Origin of the sequence: Microbacterium istanbulense (assembly GCF_037204145.1) — a bacterium.
Taxonomy (GTDB): domain Bacteria; phylum Actinomycetota; class Actinomycetes; order Actinomycetales; family Microbacteriaceae; genus Microbacterium; species Microbacterium istanbulense.
The window spans coordinates 203,420-223,588 of the sequence record NZ_JBBDGN010000002.1 but is presented as its reverse complement, the minus strand read 5'-3'; the positions used below and the strand labels follow the sequence as shown (position 1 = coordinate 223,588).

The following is a 20,169-nucleotide window of genomic DNA, read 5'->3' as shown; positions in this document are numbered from 1 at the left end:
GGGCATGGTCATCGGCCCTGGACCGGGTCAGATCATTCGCCGACGAAGATGCCGTTGCGGCGCTTGGCGATGATGTACAGCACCACACTGATGGCACACAGCACGGCGATGTACACCGGGAAGACGGCGTGCAGACCGATGCTCTGCAACCAGACGAACAGGTACGAGGCGGTTCCGCCGAACAGCGCGACGCCGATGCCGTAGCCCAACCCCACCGCGGTACCGCGGCAGTACTGCGGGAACAGCGAGTTGGCGACCGTGTTGAAGATGGTCAGGTTGACCACGAGTACGAGCGAGCCGCCGATCATGACCGCCGCGAGCGAACCGATGCCACCGCCGGTGTACAGCAGCACCAGGAAGATGGTCGGGATCGCGACGATACGGGCGATGACGAACCAGCGCGACAGCGGCCACTTGTCGATGATCTTGCTGAGCACCATGGCGCCGAGCGTGAGGATGATGCTCATGGTGGTCGAGACCGCGAAGACACCGGTCGGGTCCTCACCGAAAGTGCCCGTGGCCATCGACGGCAGGCCGGAGAGCCACGTGTAGTTGTAGGCCATGATGGCACCGACGATGAAGATGACGGCGAGGACACTCACCCAGCGGCTGCCGACACCGCGCCAGACGACGACGGCTTCGGTACGGGTCGAGGCCTTGTTGGCGACCTCTCCGCTCTCGGTGATGAGCGTCTCGGGCAGCGACCGGCGCAGCCACAAGACGACCAGACCGAGCACGCCACCGAGGATGAACGGCACGCGCCAGCCGTACTCCCCCATCGCGGTCGCGCCCAGAAGGGCGCTGGTGGCGAAAGCGGTGAGCGGTGCGAGCAGGTTTCCCAGGTTGTTGAAGAAGGCCATGAATCCGGCGACGTAGCCGGGACGGTTCGGCACAAGCTCCAGACCATACGCGTTGCTCAGCGGCGCCTCGATGCCTGCCGCGAAGCCCTGCAACAGGCGACAGACGACGACGATGATGCCGGCCCAGACACCGATCTGTGCGTGCGTGGGCATCACACCGATGACGAAGCTCGCCGCGGCGGTCACACCAATCGAACCGATCATGACAAGGCGACGACCGACACGGTCGGCGACCATGCCGAACACGACGCCACCAATGGGTCGGGCGACGAAGCCGACCGCGAAGACAGCCAGGGAGTTCAGCGTCGAGGACAGCGGGCTGTCCCCGGGGAAGAAGGCGGTGCCAATGTAGACGGACAGCAGCCCGAACATCGCCCAGTCAAACCACTCGAGGGCGTGCCCCGCACTGAGGGCGAACAGGTTGCGCCGGTCGCGCTTGCGCGCCTCGGCTGTGGTGGCGCTCGCGTCGTTTCGCGCGGCCTCTTGTTCCAGCATGTCAGCGAGCTCCTTCGCTCTGGGGCGGCGACTGCCAGCGGGTGCGGACGCCACGTTTCAGGGGGTGTGATCGCTATACTATAGCATTTGACGGGGTCGTACCAGACCTCTGACGAGGATCACGAAGGACAAGGTGACACGACGATGACGACACTCACCCCCACCGACCAGGAACTCATCCAGGCGGCATCCGATCTGCTGCTGCGCACGCACGACGCTGCGCTGCACCGCGTGGCCGCCGCCGCCCGCGGGGTCTCCGGCGCTGTGTATCTCGGGCTGAGTCTTGCCACTCCCCGCGTGAGTGTGTGCGCCGAGAGCAGCGCGATCGCCAACGCGAAAATGGCCGGCGAGGAGGCCATCACGACCATCGTGTCCGTCGGGCTGGATCCTGCTGACTGCCCCGTCGTCATCAATCCCTGCGGCGTGTGTCGCGAGGTCGTGCCGTCGTTCGGACGCGACCTGCACGTGCTCGTGTCCGTGAACGACGATGTCACCGCGGTGACATCGGATGCCTTGCTTCCGATGCCCTGGGTGCGCGCGCGCCCTTACTCCTGAGCACACTCCTCCGAGCGCACACACGAGGAGGGGGCCCGGACTTCCGGGCCCCCTCCTCGTGCGTGCATCTGGTTTAGCGCCAGGGCAGCGGCCGGCGCAGGGTCTCACCGATCAGCTCGAGCACGCCGTCGAAGTCCATGTCGAAGACGACCCGGTGCACCGGACGCGTCTCGCCCTTCACCGGGTGCACCCCGGCCAGATAGCGGTCACCGGTCTGGGGATCCTCGAAGGTCTGCAGCGGCCGTTGAACGGCACCGGCGACGAGGTCAGGGCGCAACAGGCTGGCCACCGCGAGACTGTCATTGATGCCCATGGTGCGATGACCGTCCGGCTGCGGGTACGACCGGGTGTAGAACCCGGCGTAGTCCGCGCTGATCTTCGTGATGAGTTCGGCCGGCGCGTGGCCGGTGCTCTCAGCGATGTCGAGGAAGAACTGCTCGGGAACCATCGCCTGTCGCGTGACGTAGGGGCCGCACCAGGTCACGTCCCCCGGGCGTGACGCGACGATCTCAGCGGCATCGATGTCGAAGGACACGTTCGGATCGCGCGAGACCCGGAACCGACGATCGGCCCACGGCTCCGTGTCGCCGTAGAGCGCGGGGCCGAGCGTGCCCACGATCGTGGTGCTGCGCAGTTTCTGCAGCAGGTCGGGTTCGATCTCGATGGCCCGGGCGAGGTTGGTCTGCGGGCCGAGCGCGATGTAGTCGATCTCACCTTCGTGCTCGCGCACGAGGTCGAGGATGACCTGCACGCCGTCCGGCTCGGTGGGCACCGAGATCTGCGGCCTCAGTCCCGTATTGCCGAACCCGTCCTCACCGTGAATGCCAGGGTTCAGGCGCAGCTCCGCCTTGAGCGGGGCGTCGCTGCCACGGTAGACCGGCACGTCCTGACGCCCTGCGGTGTCGAGCACATAACGGGCATTGTCGGCTGCCCGTTCGCCCGTGGTGTTGCCGAAGACGCTGACCGCCGCGAGGATCTCGACGTCAGGATCGGCGGCGAGCAGCAGGAGCGCGAGGGCGTCATCCACTCCGGTGTCGGTGTCTACGATGACTTTTCTCATGGGTTACCTTCCCTTGGCTGATGTGTCGGTGGGGCTCCGCTGGCGCGATGCCTGATCAGGGCGCGCTCAGGCCCACCTCGGCGAACGCCGCACGCGCGCGGTCACTGGTGAGCAAGGCGATGAAGTCGAGGGCGGCCTGCGGGGCATCCGGCCGCGCGGCGATCGCGAAGCGCCCGTAAGACTGCAGCTCGTGAGGGATCGGCTCGACGACATGCGCGCCAGGGACGGAACGCAACTCGCTGACCTGCTGGATGGCGACGTCGGCGCGGCCATCGACGACAGCCTCGGCGGTCAGGCCGGTCTCGAACCGCACGGCACGTTCGTCGATGCGCCCGAGCAGGTCACGCCGGCGCATCTGCTCCATGAAGTGCAGCCCGCTCGCACCGGAGAGAGTGTAGGCCACTGCACGAGCGCCGAGCAGATAGTCGAGAAACGCCTCGGTTCCGGCATTCGCGGGCGCAGGAGAGTCGGCGAGGCGGGCGAAGCCGACCGCCGAGACGGCGACCTCGGTGATCGTCTCAGGGTCAAGCAGCCCTTGCGCGGCGGTCTGTTCAAGCGACGAGGTGACTCCGAGCAGCAGGTCGGGGCGCGCGCCCTCGGCCATCCGCTGCAGCAGCACAGTGGTCGGTTCGAAGGTTGTCTCCACGGCCTCGGTGCGCTCCGCCTCGAAGACAGGGATGAGGGTTTCTACGAGCGGCTGCTTGACGACGAGTCCGCTGTACAGGGTGATCATCTCGGGGTGCTCTCTCGGGGGTCGGTGCGGCTTCGTAGCGCCGCCAGCTGATCGGGTGTGAGGGGTGCCGTGCGCATACCCCGGGTGAGGAAGAAGAGCTGGGCCGTGTGCTCGAGCTCTTCCAGCGCGTCCAGCGCGGTGTCCAAATCAGGCCCGGCGACGACCGGACCGTGGTTGCGCAACAGCAAGGCGTGCCCGGCCCGCGCTGCGCGCTCGACCGCCGCGGTGGCGACGGGGTCACCCGGCGCCGCGTATGGCAGCAGCTGGAGGCGACCGACACGCATGCCGTAATAGGCCGTGAGGGGAGGCAACGGGTCGTCCGGATCAATCTCCTCGAGCACGGACAGCGCCGCCGAGTGCACGGAATGGGTGTGCACGACGGCGTGCGCGCTCGGTCGCTCGCGGAGCATGGCGACATGCAGGAACGCCTCCTTGGTCGGACGCGGTCCACTCACGTGCGTGCCATCCGCCTCGAGTAGTGACAGCTCGTCGGCGGCCACGTCGCCCAGGCTCACCCCCGTGGGAGTGACGAGGATCCGATCGCCGTCACGGACGGCCAGGTTGCCGGTGCGACCGTGCGTGAGGCCACGGTCATGGATCGAATGAGCGACCCGCACGATGTCGTCGCGCACCGAGCCGCTCATACGAGCGCACCTTCACGTGCGACGTCGACGAACAGATCCGCATCGCCGAAGTTGCCAGACTTGAGCACCATCTGCAGCCCGTGAGCAGTGTCGTGGATCCAGGGTGCTCCGAGTGCTGCTTCGCGACCGACGACGGCGACCTGGGTGCCGAGCGCCTTGATCACCTCGCCGGACGTCTCCCCGCCCGCGATGAGCAGGCGACGGATGCCGCGCGCGTTCAGGCCGGCAGCGATGACTCCTGCCGCCCTCTCATACAGCGCGCCCAGCGCAGGATCCGTGCCTTCGCGCTCCGCGGCGGTGCTCGACGAGTAGATCAGCGCCGATGCCTCGGCGGGCTGCGCGTCCCACCAGCGCAGCGCGCGCTCGGCGAGCTGCTCGGCGCTCTCATCCTCGCCGGCGATGAGTCGGTAGGAGGCACCGCCGGTCTGCTGGAAGTGGGTGATCTGCTCAAGCGTTCGCCGCGAACAGCTGCCCGCGAGGATGGCTGTGCGTCCGGGAGCGGGAGCAGGGATCTCGGCCTCCGACTGTGGATGCCACATGGCCATCGCACCGATCAACCCGGCAGAACCCGCGGCGAGCGGCGCGCCATCGATCGCTTCGGCCAGTACGAGAAGATCGTCCTCGCCGGTGGCATCGGCCACCAGGTGGGTGACTCCTGCATCCTGCGCCGCAGCGATGCGGTCGCGCACCTCATCGACGCCTGCGCGCACGACGTCGAGGGAGAGCAGTTCGACCTCACCCGTGGTCTGGGGGGTGAGCAGCCTCAGCGCCGAGGATTCACGCATGGGAGTGACGGGATGGTCGCGCATATGCGTCTCAGCCAGCAGCGACTCGCCGACGAACAGGTGCCCCTGGTAGACGGTGCGCCCGTGCAGCGGAGCGGCGGGCGTCGTGAGCACGAGAGGGACACCGAGCTCTTCGGCCACCGCGTCGGTGATCGGACCGATGTTGCCCTCCGGCGTCGAGTCGAAGGTCGAGCAGTATTTGATGTAGAACTGCTGCGCGCCGAGGCTCTGCAGGGTCGACAGCGCGGTGAGGCTCAGGCGCACGGCATCGTCCACCGGCATCGAGCGCGTCTTCAGCCCGATGACGACGGCATCCGCATCCGCCGAGACGGAGCCACTGTCATCGAGCTCGGGGGTCAGGGCGAGCAGGGTGCGCAGACCGGCGCGGCTCAGCGCCGCGGCGACATCGGTGGCGCCGGTGACATCGTCGGCGATGACGCCGATCATGACGTGGCCTCGGCGACACCGGCCTGCAACACCCGGGCCGCGGCGTGCGGACCGTCGAGCACGGGGGTGCCGAAGCGGGCGGCGAGCGCAGCCGCAGCCGGCGCCAACGAGTACTGGGCGAGCACGATGACGTCATACCGGTCGTCGTAGGTCGCGATCGCGTCACCGAGCAGCTGCGCGAGGTCGGCTCCAGCGGGGCGCGCGGCGGCCGCGACGACGAGGGGATTGACGGCTGTCGTGACTCCGGCGTCGGCGAACGCGGCACGCAGTCGCTCGGTGCTGTCGGTGGCCGCGGAGTCGAGCGAGGCGACGAGCAGCACACGCTCCGGACGCAGGGCCACGGTCTCTGCAAAGAGAGGTCCGTCCGCCGAGAGCACGGCGACGCCGTCGACGGCCTGGTCGCGCACCTCGGCGCGGGCGCCGAACTGCGAGCAGGTCAGCAACACGCCGTCGGCGCCGCCGGCGAGCGCGAGCTCGATGAGGTGATCCATCCGGTCGGCCAACGGCGCGGTGATACCCCCCTGCTGCTGCGCGTCGGCGAGAAGGCGATCATCGAGCAGGTTCCACACCGTCGCTTCGGGCAGAGCTTCGGCGATGGCGTCGGCCGCCGGCGGGATGGCAAGGGGTGTGGCGCTGATCAACGCGATGCGCGTGTTCATCGGTTCATCTCCTTTGTCCAGCCGAGGCCGGCATCGGTTCCGGCGAGCGGACCATACTCGCACCCGATCCAGCCGTCGTAGCCGCTCTCAGCTATGGCGGCGAGCACACGCGGATAAGCGATCTCACCTGTTCCCGGTTCACCGCGCCCCGGGTTGTCTGCGATTTGCACGTGGATTACGTGTGGGAGCAGGGCTTCGAAACGTTCGATCACATTCCCCCGGTCGACCTGAGCGTGGTACACGTCGAACAGCACACCGACGTGCGCGGGGTCGACGGCCTCCGCGACCGCGGCGGCCGTCTCCATCGAGGCGAGCCCGTAGCCGGGCTGATCACGCTTGTTGATCGCCTCGAGGGCAACCCGGACGCCGCTGTGTGCGGCCTGCTGGGCGGCCCAGGCGATGTTGTCGACATAGGTCGCGAAGGCGAGGTCGGGCTCGGCGTCGGCTGGACGCAGGCCGCTCATCACATGCACGATCGGAGCGCCAAGCACGGTTGCGTAGGCGAGTGCCTGCTCGACGCCGGCCCGGAACTCTGCACGGGCGCCGGGAACGTACGCCGCACCCATCGCCGTCGCGGACCCAGCCGGACCACCGGGTGTGTTGATCAGCGCCAGAGCGAGACCGGCATCGTCGAGGAGCGAGCGCACGCGGTCGGCGGGGAGCGCATAGGGCGATGCGAACTCCACACCGGTGAAGCCGGACGCAGCAGCCGCGTCGAAGCGCGCCTCGAACGGTAGCTCGGTGTACATCCACTTGAGGTTGGCGGCCAGGCGCAGCAGCCCCGATGCGGTCTCGACGATCATGCCGACACGGCCTCCCGCTCGGGGTTGACGACGAACTGCGGCGTCCCGCCCGCGAGCACCTCGATCACGTTGACCGCGGCCATCCGTCCAGATTCGCCGCGCGCCTCGCGGGTGGCGCCGGCGACGTGCGTGGTGGCCAAGATGCCGGGGGTGTGCAGCAGGGGGCTGTCGTGGGGCAGCGGCTCTGACGCGAAGACGTCGAACGCGGCGCCACCGATCACTCCCCCGCTGACGGCCGCGACGAGGGCATCCTCATCCACGATGCCACCGCGCGCGGTGTTGATGAGGATGGCATCATCCTTCATCTTCGCCAGGCGGTCGGCGTCGATGAGGTTGCGGGTGGAGTCGTCCAGGAACAGGTGCAGAGTAATGAAGTCGGAGTTCTCGAGCACCTCCTCCAGCTCGGCCCGGCGCACGCCGTTGGCGGCCGCGTACTCCTCATCGAAGTACGGGTCGTAGGCGATGACGTCCATGCCGAAGCCCCGGGCGAGTCCGGCGACGGCCTTGCCGATCGAGCCGAATCCGAGGATGCCGAGGGTGGCGCCGCGCAGTTCCCGACCGGTGAGCTGCTGCCAGGTGCCCGCAGCGAGGTTCGCGATGTTCTCGGGGATTCGGCGCGCGGCGGCGAGCATGAGCGCGAAGACGTGCTCGGCGACGGCCTGCCGGTTGGCACCGGCGGTCACGCACACGGGAATCCCGCGCGCACTGGCCGCCGCCACGTCAACGCTGTCGTAGCCGACGCCCGTGCGCACGATGATCTCCAGCTTCTCGGCAGCATCCACATCGCCCGCGCGCAGCGGCTGCGTGCCGGCGATGATCGCCCGCACGCCGGAGAGCAGGGTCTCGCGCTCATCGTCGGGCAGGCCGAGCAGATCCGGCTCGTGCCGGGTGCTGAGCCCCGCCTCGCGGAGCAAGAGGTCGACCTCGTCCCCCGGGTGCAGGAACGCGGTCGTGATCAGGACATCGGTGGATGCGGTGGTGCTCACCAGATCCCCCCTTCGTAGTCGGATGCGGTGAAGGCGCCGCCGTGGAACTGCGGCGCGGGAGCGGTGCGGTCGACGTCGCCCGAATACGCCGCGGCGTCATCCTGCGGCTGGTAGCCGATGGCGGCCCAACCGGCGGAGCCATCCCACCAGCCATCGGTGTTGGCGGAGCAGCCGTAGACGACCTGGCAGCCAACCGGGCCACTCTCGATGGCACAACGGGTGAGCTCGATGCCGTCGCGCCAGCTCAGCCACAGGGCGAGTTGACGCACGTCCTCAGGCGCGGGGCGGAACGTGCCGATGCGCACGAGCACCGATTCCACGCCCCACTTGTCGTGATACAGGCTCGCGAGCGCCTCACCGAAGGCCTTCGAGACACCGTAGTAGGTGTCCGGGCGCAGGGTGGCGCTCTCATCGAGCACGTCCTCGGCCGGATGGAACCCGACGACATGGTTCGAGCTGGCGTAGACGACGCGGCGGACGCCGGCCCGGCGGGCCGCCTCATACACGTGATAGGTGCCGTCGATGTTCGCGCTGCGGATCTGCTCATAGGGCGCCTCATCGGCGACACCGCCCAGGTGCACGATCACGTCGATGCCCTGGGCCGCGGCGGTGAGGGCATCGAGGTCTGCCAGATCGCCGATGACGACCTCCTCGGCGGGGAAGAGCTCGCCCTCCGGCGCGGAGCGCGCGAAGAGCACGACGCGATCGTAACGGCCGGCCAGGCCTTCGCGGATCACACGACCCATCCGGCCCGTACCTCCGGTGTACAACACAGTGGTCATCGGCATCCTCTCGTCTTCGGCGTCAGCCGATGCTCCGGTCCTGCTCGCCGCCGGTACCGTCGGCGAAGTATCCGATCGTGGCGCGCGGCGCGTGCGTGCGCACCGGTCGCCCGTCGGCGAGCGTGAGACCCACGTCGTGCCCCGGCAGCAGTAAGCCGTCGGTGTCCTTCACGAGCGACCGAAGTCGGTCGATCGTGGCGGTGCTGGCCTCGTCGTCCATCGACGAGTCGGCGCGCAGCGTGGTCAGTTCGTACACGTTCTTGACCGCATCGCCGGCGAAGAGCATGGGCCGCGCGGTGTTCTCGGTGAAGAACGCCAGGTGGTGCGGCGTGTGCCCCGGGCTGGCTACAGCGTGGATGCCGGGAATGATCTCGGCTCCAGCACGGATCCGTTCGACGCCCTCCCGGCGACGGCGCAGTTCCTGCACGTGCAGGTCAGGGATGAACTTCGTGCCGGCGGGTTGCTCGGCAGCCCAGGCGAGCTCCCTCTCCCCCACCCAGGTGGTGGCGTTCGGAAACATGGTGAAGTTCGCGACGTGATCCCAGTGCAGGTGCGTCAGGAGCACGTCGGTGACGTCGGCGGCGGCGAGTCCGAGTCGGGCGAGGCCGTCGTGGATCAGCGGAATGTAGGCGGGCTGGCCTGCGTCGACGAGAACACGGCGGTGACCGTCGTCGAGCAGCCAGAGGCTGGACCAGCCGAACGCGCCATGCGAGGACGACTTGGCCGGAAACCCCTCGACGAGCGGGTACGCAGCGTACCCAGCGCGGGGCGCCACGTCACGGTCACTGTCGTGCAGCATCATCGCCCTCGTCTCGTCGGATCCCTACGCAAACTATAGTATAGGATTCTCAATCGATCAAGAGACCAGATCTGCCCGGGCCGGAAGGCCGGATCAGCTTCCGAGCAGTCGCTCCGTCGCCCCCTGGATGTGCAGCCGCATGGTCTGCGCCGCGCCCTCATCGTCGCCGGCCGCGATGCAGTCGTAGATGGCCTGATGCTCGGGAGCGGCGAGATTCGCTCCGGTGCGACCGAACTTCGAGAACAGTCGGAACCGCTGAATCTGACCACCCAACGCCGCGTACGCCAGTTCCAGGAAGGCGTTGCCCGACTGGCCCGCGATCAACATGTGGAAGCGGTCGTCCGAACGCCAGTAGAGATTGAATCCCTCCGTCTCGACGTCGGCCACCTCGGCCGAGCGCTCGAAGTCGGCGACGCTCTCACGCAACTCGGCGAGGAACTCCTCCGTCGCTCGGCGCGCGGCGGAGGCCGCCATCTCCGGCTCCAGCAGCAGGCGCGCCTGCATGAGCTGCTCGACCTCGTCGCGAGTCATCATGGGGGCGACCCGATATCCGCGCAACGCCTCGCGCTGCACGAGCCCAGTGTGCTCGAGGCGTGCGAGCGCCTCGCGTAGCGGCGTCTGGCTGACGTCGAGTTCGCGCGAGAGGGCGCCGATGTTCAAGCTCTCCCCCGCGCCACGTTCACCGGACATGAACTGCTGAAGCAGCACGGTGTACATCTGGTCGGCGATCGGCTTTTTCGGCGACTGCTTGGCCACGGTCGTTCTCCCCATTCCCACGAGTCGGTGAAATCAGGTTATCGCTCGTCGCCCGAGCACCCTGCCAGCGCGAGCCGCGCGGCGGTTTCGACAGCGTCAGGACGCGCGCTCGGCGGCCTCCACGACGTTCGTCATCAGCAGCGCCACGGTCATCGGACCCACACCGCCCGGGTTCGGCGACAGCCAACCGGCCACCTCGGCCACGCCGGGGTCGACGTCGCCGTACACGGTCGACACACCCGTCTCGGGGTGATCTTCGCGGGTGACACCGACGTCGAGCACCGCAGCACCCGGCTTGACGTCTTCTGGGCGGACGAGGTGCTTGACCCCGGCCGCCGCGACGATCACATCGGCCTCGCGCAGATGCGCGGGCACGTCGTGCGTGCCGGTGTGAGCCAGCGTCACCGTGGCGTTCACCTCACGACGGGTGAGCAGCAGGCCGATGGAACGGCCAATGGTCACACCGCGACCGACCACGACCACGTTCTTGCCCTTGAGGTCGTACCCGTTGCGCAGCAACAGCTCGATCACGCCGCGCGGGGTGCACGGCAGCGGGGTGAGGATCGGCTCGTTCACGTTCAGCACCAGACGCCCGAGGTTTGTCGGGTGCAGGCCATCGGCATCCTTCGCCGGGTCGATGCGCTCGAGGATCGCGTTCGTGTCGAGATGCTTCGGCAGCGGCAACTGCACGATGTACCCGTGGCAGGCCGGATCGGCGTTGAGCTCGTCGATGACGGCTTCGACCTCGGCCTGCGTGGCGTCGGCCGGCAGCTCGCGCTGGATCGAGTTCATCCCGATCGCCTCTGACTGGCGATGCTTCATCCCCACATACAGCTGCGAGGCGGGGTCGGCGCCGACGAGCACGGTCGCGATGCCAGGCACCACTCCCCGCTCGCGCAGCGCCGCCACGCGCTCGGTCAGCTCGGCGCGGATCGCCGCAGCGGTCGCCTTGCCGTCGAGGACCTGCGCGGTCACTGCTGCAGTCCGGGGTACAGCGGGAACGCCGTCGCCAGTGCATCGACGCGGGCGCGCAGCGCCTCCACGTCGGCGCCCGGCTGCAGGGCGAGGGCGATCACGTCGGCCACCTCGGTGAACTCGGCGTCGCCGAAGCCGCGCGTCGCGAGCGCCGGGGTGCCGATGCGCAGACCCGAGGTCACCATCGGCGGACGCGGGTCGTTGGGCACCGCATTGCGGTTCACGGTGATGTGGATCTCGTGCAGCAGATCCTCGGCCTGCTTGCCGTCGATCTCGGCGTCACGCAGGTCGACCAGCACGAGGTGCACGTCGGTGCCGCCCGAGCGCACCGCGATACCGGCATCCTTCACGTCCTGCTGCGCCAGGCGGTCGGCGATGATGGCCGCGCCGCGCAGCACGCGCTCCTGGCGCTCCTTGAACTCCGGGGTCGCGGCGAGCTTGAACGCGGTCGCCTTGGCGGCGATCACGTGCATGAGCGGTCCGCCCTGCTGGCCGGGGAAGACGGCCGAGTTGATCTTCTTGGCGATGTCGGCGTCGTTGGTGAGGATGAAGCCCGAACGCGGGCCGCCGATGGTCTTGTGCACGGTCGACGAGACGACGTGGGCGTGCGGCACGGGGTTGGGGTGCAGGCCGGCGGCCACGAGGCCGGCGAAGTGCGCCATGTCGACCCAGAGCACGGCGCCGACCTCATCGGCGATCTCACGGAACGCCGCGAAGTCGAGCGTGCGCGGGTAGGCCGACCAGCCGGCGATGATCACCTTGGGCTTGTGCTCGATGGCCAGGCGACGCACCTCGTCCATGTCGATGGTCGAGGTCTCGGGGTTCACGCCGTACGCCACGATGTCGTATAGGCGGCCCGAGAAGTTGATCTTCATGCCGTGCGTGAGGTGACCGCCCTGGTCGAGCGAGAGGCCGAGCAGGGTGTCGCCAGGACGGGCGATGGCGTGCAGCACGGCGGCGTTGGCCGTGGCGCCGGAGTGCGGCTGGACGTTCGCGAACTCGGCACCGAACAGGCTCTTGGCGCGGGCGATCGCGAGCTCCTCGGCCACGTCGACCTCTTCACAGCCACCGTAGTAGCGGCGGCCGGGGTAGCCCTCGGCGTACTTGTTGGTGAGCACAGAGCCCTGCGACTGCAGCACCGAGACCGGGACGAAGTTCTCGGAGGCGATCATCTCGAGATACGTGCGCTGACGGTTCAGCTCGCGGTCGAGCACCTCGGCGATCTCGGGGTCCACCTCAGAGAGCGGGGCGTTGAAGTAGGGGTCGGTCATGGCGATCTCCTTGTCGACACGTGGGAAATAGGGGTTCCTCATCGGCCCAGGCGCGCGGTCGATTCCGTATCGGTCGCTCCCCGGTGGTGACCCACCCAGACGCCAGTCGCGACGCTGAAAAGCATAGCGGAGTCCCCGGGGGCCCCACGATCGTGCGTCGTCATCTGGTGTCGCACAACGACGAGGAGTAGGTTTTGTTCATGGTCTTAACTCTTACGACGCAGGGCGCTTCCCCTGGCGCTGTGTCAGTCTGAGGCCAGCGACGCCCGCCCCCGAGAGCCCCTGGAGCACCGATGACCGACAGCAGCGACGCACGAGGTTCACTCGTCGTCCATTCCGCCCGCATCGTGGATGACGCACGGATCACCGAAGACGGGTGGGTGCGCATCGAAGACGGCGTCGTCACCGCCAGAGGCACCGGCACCGAGTGGGCCCCGGCCGATCGGGTGGTCGACGCCATGGCCGTCGCCGGATCCGGCGCCGTGCTGACACCCGGTTTCATCGACATCCACGGCCACGGAGGTGCCGGCGCAGCTTTCGACGACGGCGCGCAGGCGATCCGCACGGCGCGGGAGATGCACCGCGCGCACGGCACCACCCGCGCGGTGGTCTCATTCGTGACCGCGTCGGTCGACGACCTGGCTGAGAAGGTTGCCCTCGTCGCCGACATGATGCAGACGGATGCCGACATCCTCGGCAGCCACCTGGAGGGGCCCTTCCTCGACCCCGGTCACCACGGCGCCCACGAGCCGACCCTGCTGCGTCACCCCGATGCGGCCGAGGTGACCAGGCTGCTCGATGCTGGTCGCGGCACGGTGCGTCAGATCACGATCGCCCCGGAGCTTCCCGGCGGACTCGAGGCGATCCGGCTGACCGTCGCCGCCGGCGCGGCCGCGGCCATCGGGCACACCGACGCGGATGCCGCCATCGCCCAGGCTGCCTTCGACGCGGGGGCGACGATCCTCACCCACGCCTTCAACGCCATGCATCCGATCCATCACCGCGCCCCCGGTCCGGTGTTGACGGCGGCGGCCGACCACCGGGTCATCCTTGAGGGCATCGCCGACAACGTGCACCTGCATCCGCACGTGATCAAACTGCTGTTCGATGCGGCGCCCGGCCGTGTCGCGCTGGTGACCGACGCGATGGCGGCCGCCGGCAGCGCCGACGGCAAATACGACCTCGGCGCGGTGAAGGTCACCGTGACCGATGGCATCGCCAGGGCCGACGACACCGGCTCGATCGCCGGGTCGACGCTCACGCAGGACGTCGCCCTGCGCCGGGCTGTCGATGCGGGCGTGGATCTGCCCGACGTCGTCACCGCCCTCACCGCCACCCCGGCCAGGGCGATCGGTTTCGCCGCCACCCTCGGATCCCTGCAACCGGGATTCGTCGGCGACGCCGTGCTGCTGGACGCCGCCCTCGTCGTGCGCGAGGTGTGGACCGGCGCAGCCGTCACGCGCTGAGAATCCAGAAGGCCGCCGTGCGCCCCAGCGCCGGCGGCCTTCTCCCCACGGATAAGCCGGCCGGGCCAGGAACTCCTCCCCCGAGGCTCCCGCGCCCGACCGGACGTCATGTCTCCCACAGACACCATTCCTGTCGTACCGCCCCCCGGTGGCACATCAGGATTGCTGCTCCACCGATGAGACGGCGTCCCGCACGATTCATTACGCGAGTTCTGAAGAAAAAATTCCGGATGCTGATGAGGAGGTCGATCCTCGTTCCGCACAACGGCTGGATCACGCGCAGATTTGCGTACAGAATGGAAAGTCGCGTGATGAGACTGAGTCTCATGCGTCTCTCTTAGTGAGGGCGTGCGAAAGAAGGATGAGAGTGGAAGAAGAGCACACCGAGGGCATGGCGGATGCCGACCTCGTGCTGCGCACCCGCTCGGGTGATGCAGCGGCCTTCGGCGAACTCTGGCGCCGCCACTATCCGTCCGGCATGTCGGTCGCTCGCTCGATCACCTCATCGATCGACCCCGACGATCTCGTGCAGGAGTCGTACACCCGCATCTACCAGGCGATCCTCAAGGGCGGCGGCCCGAACGGCTCGTTCCGGGCCTACCTGTTCACGAGCATCCGCAACACGGCCGCCGCGTGGGGACGGTCACGTCGCGAGACGGCAATCGACGAGTTGGATGCCGTCGCCGACCCCGACAGCACCGAGCAAGCGTCGCTGGACGCCCTCGATCGCGGCCTCACCGCGCAGGCCTTCCGCAGCCTTCCCTCGCGCTGGCAAGAAGTGCTCTGGTACACCGAGATCGAGCAGATGAAACCGGCGGAGGTCGGCCCGCTGCTCGGCATGAAGGCCGGCGCTGTCTCGCAGCTGGCGTTCCGCGCCCGAGAGGGATTGCGCGAGGCATGGATCCAGGCACACCTGCGCAGCACCGCACAGGATTCCGAATGCCGGTGGACGATCGAACACCTGGGCGCGCACAGCCGGGGCAACCTCGGCTCCCGTGACCGGAAGCGACTCGACACGCACCTGGCCTCGTGTGCGCGCTGTTCGATCGTCGCGGCCGAGGCACAGGATGTCTCGCGCCGCCTCGCGCTCGTGCTGCTCCCGCTCGTGATCGGCGTCACCGGGGCCAGTGGCTACCTCGCGACGCTGCAGGGTGCGGGCACTCCGATCGTGGCCCTCGCAGCCATGCCGTCGAGTGTCATGGAGGGGGCGATCCTCGCACCGGGCGCAGCCACGGGCGGCATCGCCGTGCTCGGCTCCGCAGCCGCAGGCGGGACCGCTGCGACCGGCGGCGCATCCGGAGGCTCTGCCGGAGCCGCCGCGGGCGGCGGCGGCCTGGGCACCGGCGCTCTGATCGGCGCCGGCGGGATTGCTCTGGTGATCGCCGGCGGCGTGGCCGCCGCAGCAATCGTCCCGGGCATGCTGAACACTGCTCCCAGCACCTCCGAGGCCGCCGCCGACGACAAGGACTCGTCGATCTCGACCGAAGTCGCCCCTGACGCCTCGATGTCACTCGAAGAACCGGTCGTGATCGAGGTTCCAGACGAACCGGTGGACCCGCAACCGGAGCCTCCCGCGCCTCCGGTCCCCGCGCCTGCACCCGCACCCGCACCCGCACCCGAGCCATCGACCTCGGTCGTCGTCCCGCCTGCACCGGAGACGGAAGAGCCCGACACCGCCAAGCCGCCGTCCGAGCTGCTGCCCCCGGTCGAGCCCGTGGAGCCCGTCGAACCGGTGGAACCTGTCGAGCCCGTGGAGCCTGTCGAGCCCGTGGACCCGGTGGAGCCCGTGGAACCTGTCGAGCCGGTGGAGCCGGTGGAGCCCGTCGACCCCGTCGAACCCGAACCAGAACCCGAACCCGAACAGCCCGTCTTGCCCGCGACAGCCATCACGCTGGGCCAGGCGATTCGTTTCGGCAACAGCCCGCACATCGACGTTCCGCTCTCGGGCGAGCCGGGAGCGACGGTGCAGGTGCTGCTCGATGACGCATCCGCTCCCGTATACGAGGTGACCTTCTCCGCCGACGGCGCCGCCCTCACGCACGTCGACATGACCCGCGCGCAGCGCGACGAGCCGAACACGCTGGTGCGCTTCCGCTACGTGCTCGAAGACGGCACCACCGGCGGTGAGGTCAGCGCGACGCTGGGCCAGCTCATCGGGGATGCCCAGCTCTGATCCACGGCACGCAGGGCCGGAGCACGCCGAATAGACTGGTTTCATGCCCCAGGAGACCACCGATGAGCCGGGCGTGACCCGCCCTCGCATCACCCCGCTCGACATCGTCCGCACGCTCGTCCTGGTGGTGGCGCTCGCGACACTCGGCCTGTGGGGCTTCGGCTCCTGGACGATGCCGTGGAACATCGTGATCGGCATCGGGGCACCTGTCGTCGTGCTGCTCGTGTGGGCGCTGTTCCTCTCCCCGCGCCCCGTGCTGCACGTGCATCCGTTCCTGCGCGCTCTGGTCGAGCTGCTCATCTACGTCGGCGTGACCCTCGCCTGGTGGTCGATGGGCTCCGCGTGGGCCGGCATCGCCTTCGCCGTCGTCGCGGTCACCAGCGGACTGCTCGCCGGGCGCCGCGCACTGACATGAGCGTCGTCGCGCAGCTGCGAGATGCCCTCTCCGACATCGTCGACACGACGCCGGAGGCCCTCGAGGCTGCGCGGGCGGATGCCAGCGGCCACCGCTCCGACGGGCCACCCCTGGCGGTGGTGCACGCCCGCACCGTCGCCGACGTGCAAGCCACGATGCGCATCGCGACGGCGACGAAGACGCCCGTCGTCGTCCGCGGCGCCGGCACCGGACTTGCCGGCGGCGCCAACGCCGGCGCCGGCGAGATCGTGCTGTCCACGGCCCGCATGACCCGCATCCTGGAAATCCTGCCGGACGATCTCCTCGCGGTCGTCGAACCTGGCATCCTCAACGCCGATCTCAACGCCGCGCTCGCCTCACACGGCGTGTGGTGGGCGCCCGACCCGGCGAGCAGAGCCATCTCGACCGTGGGCGGCAATATCGCCACGGGTGCGGGCGGCCTGCTGTGTGCGAAGTACGGCGTCGTGCGGGATGCCGTGCTCGGGGTCGACCTCGTGCTCGCCGACGGGCGCCTGCTGCGCCTCGGACACCGCACCGTCAAGGGCGTCACCGGCCTCGATCTGACCTCTCTCGTGATCGGATCCGAGGGCACGTTGGGTGTCATCGTGGGCGCGACTCTGAAGCTGCGTCGCACGGTCGAGGGCGAGATCTGCACCCTCACTGCCTCGTTCCCCAGCGTCCGCGAGGCCGCGGTGGCCTCGGCATGCGTCACGGCGTCCGGCGTGCAGCCGGCGATCATGGAGCTGATGGATGGCGAATCCCTCGCCGCCGTGCATGCTCTGCTCGACCTGCCCGCCCCCGCGCCCGGCACCGCGCAGCTGACCATTCAGACCGACGGTGCCTCCGCCGCCGCTGACGCCGACCGCATCGCCGAGGTGCTCCGCCGCGCCGGCGGCGACGTCGACGTCACACACGACCTGGACGAGGGCGAAAGGCTGCTGCGCATCCGCCGCTCGATGCATGCCGCGATGGCGTCGCTGGGCACCACCCTGATCGAGGACGTGTCCGTTCCGCGCAGCGCCCTGCCCGCGATGTTCGACGAGATCGCGCGCATCGAACAGGCGTACGGCATCCGCATCCCCACGGTTGCGCACGCCGGCGACGGAAACCTGCACCCTAACTTCATCGTCGACGGCCCCGAGGTGCCCGAACGCATCTGGGAAGCGGCCGGCGAGCTGTTCCGCGGCGCACTGCGCCTGGGCGGCACGCTGACCGGCGAGCACGGCGTCGGCACGTTGAAGAGCCGGTGGCTGGCCGACGAGCTGGGCGATGACCAATGGGAGCTGCAGCGTCAGATCGTGCGCGCCTTCGACCCGCTCGGCATCCTGAACCCCGGCAAGGTGTTCGCGCGTGCCTGACATTCACGTCAGCGCCGCCGTGATCGTCGACCGCGAAGGCCGCGTTCTGGTAGTGCGCAAGGCCGGCACCACGCGGTTCATGCAGCCGGGCGGTAAGCCCGAGCCGGGCGAGAGCCCCGCCCGCACCCTCAGCCGCGAGCTCGAAGAGGAACTCGCGCTGCGGGTGCCCGAGCGCGACATGCGGCCGCTCGGCCGGTTCGTGTCAGCCGCGGCGAACGAACCCGGTCACCGGGTGATCGCCGAGGCGTTTGCCGTCGACGCTGAGCCCGAAGATGTCACGGTGCAGGCCGAGCTCGCCGAGCTGCGCTGGATCACCCCCGATGACGTGGCAGGCCTGCCGCTGGCCCCGCTGAGCACCGAGCACCTGCTGCCGCTGGCCTGGCCGGGCCGGATGCCCTGAGTCAGATGCCCTGCCAGGACGGCTTGTTGGCGTACGTGTAGCGGTAGTAGTCGGCGAGCTTCAGCTTCGAGGCGGCTGCCTCATCGACCACGACCGTAGCGTGCGGATGCAGCTGGATCGCCGAACCCGGCAGGATCGCCGACAACGGGCCCTCGACGGCGCCGGCCACCGCCTCCGCCTTGCTCTCGCCGAAGGCGAGCAGCACGAGATGGCGTGCCTCGAGGATGGTGCCGAGCCCCTGGGTGATGCAGTGTCGAGGCACATCGTCGATCGAGTCGAAGAAGCGGGCGTTGTCCTCCCGGGTCTGCTCAGTCAGCGTCTTGACCCGGGTACGGGAGGCGAACGACGAACCGGGCTCATTGAAGCCGATGTGGCCGTCGGTACCGATGCCGAGCAGCTGCAGATCCACGCCACCAGCGGCGCGGATGGCCTCTTCGTAACGCTCCCCCGCGAACTGTGCGTCGGCGGCCGATCCGTCGGGCACGTGCACGCGGGCGGGGTCGAGGCCCAGGGGTTCGACGACTTCCCGTGTGATCACCGAACGGTAGCTCTCGGGGTGGGCGGGGTCGAGACCGACGTACTCGTCGAGCGCGAACGCCTGCACCTGCGAGACATCCCGGTCACGCAGGCGACCGGCGAGTGCCTGGTACACCGGGAGCGGGGTCGATCCGGTAGCGACGCCGAGCACGGCATCCGGCTTCGCGTCGAGCAGTTCAAGGATCTCGTCGGCGACGAGGGCTCCCGCGGCGGCGGTGTTCTTGACGATGACCACTTCAGCCATGATCCGGGTTCTCCTTATCGAAGGTGACAGCAGAGGTGTCGGCGGCGCCGACGGGGTACGAAAGAGGCTGCTCCACGCCGAGCAGGGCGGCGCCGAGGGCGGCGACCGGCGAACCGGGCGCGAGCAGTTCGATGCGCTCATCCAGACGCAGCGATGCGATGAACGGCGATGCGGCGGCATTCATGCGCAGCGCCGCCCGCAGATCGGGTTCGAGCCGGTCGGCGAGCGCGGTGAGGCCACCGCCGATGACGACCGTCTCGACGTCGGTGGTGAGCACCAGCACGCTCACGGCGGCAGCCGCGCCGCGGGCGATGTCGGCACGCAGGGCGCGCGCCTCGACGTCGCCCGCGTCAGCGGCGTCGTAGACGTCGAGCACCGGATAGTCGCCCCCGCGTCCCCAGGCGCGACCGACCGCGCCACCGCCACAGAGCGTCTCGATGCACCCGCGCTGGCCGCACCCGCAGAGGCGTCCGTTCGGCTCGATGGGGATGTGCCCGACTTCACCGGCGATGCCCCGAGAGCCGCGCCAGAGGCGCCCGCCGGTGACGACGCCTGCGGCGACACCGGTGCCGAGGTTGAGGTACGCCATGGGTGCGGTGTCGGGGCGGAGGGATGCCGCGCCCAGGGCGGCGGCTTTCACGTCATTCTCGACGAAGATCGGCGCACCGATCTCGGCACCGGCCAGACGCGCGATGTCCAGCGATTCGACGCCGAGGTTGACGGCGTGCAGCACGCGGCCCTGGGCGGCGTCGACGAGGCCGGGCACCCCCACTCCGACCGAGAGGATGTCGGCTGCCGTGAATCCGACCTCGGCCGCGAGAGCCTGTGTGGTCTCGACGATGCCGGCGATCACGGCATCCGCTCCCCACTCGGTGGGGCGACGGAGGCGGGCGAGGATGGTGCCGTCGACGTCGACCGCCACACCTTCGGTCTTGGTGCCACCAACATCCATGCCAATGCGCACCG

21 protein-coding genes and 1 riboswitch are annotated in these 20,169 nt (G+C 69.1%); of the genes, 6 read left to right on the top strand and 15 right to left on the bottom strand.

Going from position 1 to position 20,169, the window contains the following annotated elements; genetic code table 11:
• Positions 1–32 precede the first annotated feature (32 nt).
• A complete protein-coding gene (locus WDU93_RS04005; protein ID WP_337317784.1) occupies positions 33–1,355 on the bottom strand; it encodes an MFS transporter in 1,323 nt (440 codons plus the stop codon).
• A 144-nt stretch (positions 1,356–1,499) separates the two neighbouring features.
• Between WDU93_RS04005 and WDU93_RS04000 the strand changes: the two genes are divergently transcribed.
• Complete coding sequence (locus tag WDU93_RS04000; RefSeq protein ID WP_337317781.1) at positions 1,500–1,910, top strand: cytidine/deoxycytidylate deaminase family protein; 411 nt, start codon at positions 1,500–1,502, stop codon at positions 1,908–1,910.
• Positions 1,911–1,983: 73 nt separating this feature from the next.
• On the opposite strand, the gene WDU93_RS03995 is transcribed toward WDU93_RS04000, so the two are convergent.
• The 12 genes from WDU93_RS03995 to glyA all read right to left on the bottom strand — a co-directional run bounded on the left by WDU93_RS03995 (position 1,984) and on the right by glyA (position 12,610).
• On the bottom strand, positions 1,984–2,970 hold the full coding sequence (locus WDU93_RS03995; protein ID WP_337317779.1) for a nucleoside hydrolase: 987 nt from the start codon (positions 2,968–2,970) through the stop codon (positions 1,984–1,986).
• 55 nt (positions 2,971–3,025) lie between these two features.
• Positions 3,026–3,703, bottom strand: a complete 678-nt coding sequence (locus WDU93_RS03990) for a substrate-binding domain-containing protein (RefSeq protein WP_337317776.1) — start codon at positions 3,701–3,703, stop codon at positions 3,026–3,028.
• Complete coding sequence (locus tag WDU93_RS03985; protein WP_337317774.1) at positions 3,700–4,347, bottom strand: class II aldolase/adducin family protein; 648 nt, start codon at positions 4,345–4,347, stop codon at positions 3,700–3,702. Before WDU93_RS03985 ends, WDU93_RS03990 begins: the two co-directional genes overlap by 4 nt.
• Positions 4,344–5,579: a 3-oxo-tetronate kinase gene (gene otnK / locus WDU93_RS03980; protein ID WP_337317772.1), complete on the bottom strand. Its 1,236-nt coding sequence runs from the start codon at positions 5,577–5,579 to the stop codon at positions 4,344–4,346. Before otnK ends, WDU93_RS03985 begins: the two co-directional genes overlap by 4 nt.
• Positions 5,576–6,238 carry a hypothetical protein gene (locus tag WDU93_RS03975; RefSeq protein ID WP_337317769.1) on the bottom strand — a complete coding sequence of 221 codons (663 nt, stop codon included), beginning with the start codon at positions 6,236–6,238 and terminating at the stop codon, positions 5,576–5,578. The genes otnK and WDU93_RS03975 overlap by 4 nt, the downstream gene beginning before the upstream one ends.
• Positions 6,235–7,041 carry a hydroxypyruvate isomerase family protein gene (locus WDU93_RS03970; RefSeq protein WP_337317767.1) on the bottom strand — a complete coding sequence of 269 codons (807 nt, stop codon included), beginning with the start codon at positions 7,039–7,041 and terminating at the stop codon, positions 6,235–6,237. Before WDU93_RS03970 ends, WDU93_RS03975 begins: the two co-directional genes overlap by 4 nt.
• Complete coding sequence (locus tag WDU93_RS03965; RefSeq protein WP_337317765.1) at positions 7,038–8,027, bottom strand: phosphoglycerate dehydrogenase; 990 nt, start codon at positions 8,025–8,027, stop codon at positions 7,038–7,040. Before WDU93_RS03965 ends, WDU93_RS03970 begins: the two co-directional genes overlap by 4 nt.
• Positions 8,024–8,809 (bottom strand): NAD-dependent epimerase/dehydratase family protein, encoded by a 786-nt coding sequence (locus tag WDU93_RS03960; RefSeq protein WP_337317763.1) that lies wholly within the window; start codon positions 8,807–8,809, stop codon positions 8,024–8,026. The genes WDU93_RS03965 and WDU93_RS03960 overlap by 4 nt, the downstream gene beginning before the upstream one ends.
• Positions 8,810–8,831: 22 nt before the next feature.
• Positions 8,832–9,611: an MBL fold metallo-hydrolase gene (locus tag WDU93_RS03955; RefSeq protein ID WP_337317761.1), complete on the bottom strand. Its 780-nt coding sequence runs from the start codon at positions 9,609–9,611 to the stop codon at positions 8,832–8,834.
• A 90-nt stretch (positions 9,612–9,701) separates the two neighbouring features.
• Entirely contained in the window at positions 9,702–10,379 is a 678-nt protein-coding gene (locus WDU93_RS03950; RefSeq protein WP_337317760.1) for a GntR family transcriptional regulator, read from the bottom strand.
• An 81-nt stretch (positions 10,380–10,460) separates the two neighbouring features.
• A complete protein-coding gene (locus WDU93_RS03945) occupies positions 10,461–11,339 on the bottom strand; it encodes a bifunctional methylenetetrahydrofolate dehydrogenase/methenyltetrahydrofolate cyclohydrolase (protein WP_337317759.1) in 879 nt (292 codons plus the stop codon).
• On the bottom strand, positions 11,336–12,610 hold the full coding sequence (gene glyA, locus WDU93_RS03940) for a serine hydroxymethyltransferase (protein ID WP_337317758.1): 1,275 nt from the start codon (positions 12,608–12,610) through the stop codon (positions 11,336–11,338). Before glyA ends, WDU93_RS03945 begins: the two co-directional genes overlap by 4 nt.
• A gap of 37 nt (positions 12,611–12,647) precedes the next feature.
• Positions 12,648–12,730, bottom strand: a riboswitch (ZMP/ZTP riboswitch).
• A 173-nt stretch (positions 12,731–12,903) separates the two neighbouring features.
• Here glyA and nagA point away from each other — a divergent pair.
• The 5 genes from nagA to WDU93_RS03915 all read left to right on the top strand — a co-directional run bounded on the left by nagA (position 12,904) and on the right by WDU93_RS03915 (position 18,422).
• The gene (nagA, locus tag WDU93_RS03935) at positions 12,904–14,076 is read left to right on the top strand and encodes an N-acetylglucosamine-6-phosphate deacetylase (RefSeq protein ID WP_337317755.1); all 1,173 of its coding nucleotides are present in this window, start codon (positions 12,904–12,906) and stop codon (positions 14,074–14,076) included.
• Between the two features lie 367 nt (positions 14,077–14,443).
• Positions 14,444–16,249, top strand: coding sequence for a sigma-70 family RNA polymerase sigma factor (locus WDU93_RS03930; RefSeq protein ID WP_337317753.1), 1,806 nt, complete (start codon positions 14,444–14,446; stop codon positions 16,247–16,249).
• A gap of 43 nt (positions 16,250–16,292) precedes the next feature.
• A complete protein-coding gene (locus WDU93_RS03925) occupies positions 16,293–16,664 on the top strand; it encodes a YrdB family protein (protein WP_337317751.1) in 372 nt (123 codons plus the stop codon).
• The gene (locus WDU93_RS03920; protein WP_337317748.1) at positions 16,661–18,022 is read left to right on the top strand and encodes an FAD-binding oxidoreductase; all 1,362 of its coding nucleotides are present in this window, start codon (positions 16,661–16,663) and stop codon (positions 18,020–18,022) included. The genes WDU93_RS03925 and WDU93_RS03920 overlap by 4 nt, the downstream gene beginning before the upstream one ends.
• Positions 18,015–18,422: an NUDIX hydrolase gene (locus WDU93_RS03915; RefSeq protein ID WP_337317746.1), complete on the top strand. Its 408-nt coding sequence runs from the start codon at positions 18,015–18,017 to the stop codon at positions 18,420–18,422. The genes WDU93_RS03920 and WDU93_RS03915 overlap by 8 nt, the downstream gene beginning before the upstream one ends.
• Before the next feature lies 1 nt (position 18,423).
• Here the strand turns inward: WDU93_RS03915 and nagB are convergent, their stop codons facing one another.
• Positions 18,424–19,203 carry a glucosamine-6-phosphate deaminase gene (nagB, locus tag WDU93_RS03910; RefSeq protein ID WP_337317743.1) on the bottom strand — a complete coding sequence of 260 codons (780 nt, stop codon included), beginning with the start codon at positions 19,201–19,203 and terminating at the stop codon, positions 18,424–18,426.
• On the bottom strand, positions 19,196–20,155 hold the full coding sequence (locus tag WDU93_RS03905) for an ROK family protein (protein ID WP_337317741.1): 960 nt from the start codon (positions 20,153–20,155) through the stop codon (positions 19,196–19,198). The genes nagB and WDU93_RS03905 overlap by 8 nt, the downstream gene beginning before the upstream one ends.
• Positions 20,156–20,169 lie beyond the last annotated feature (14 nt).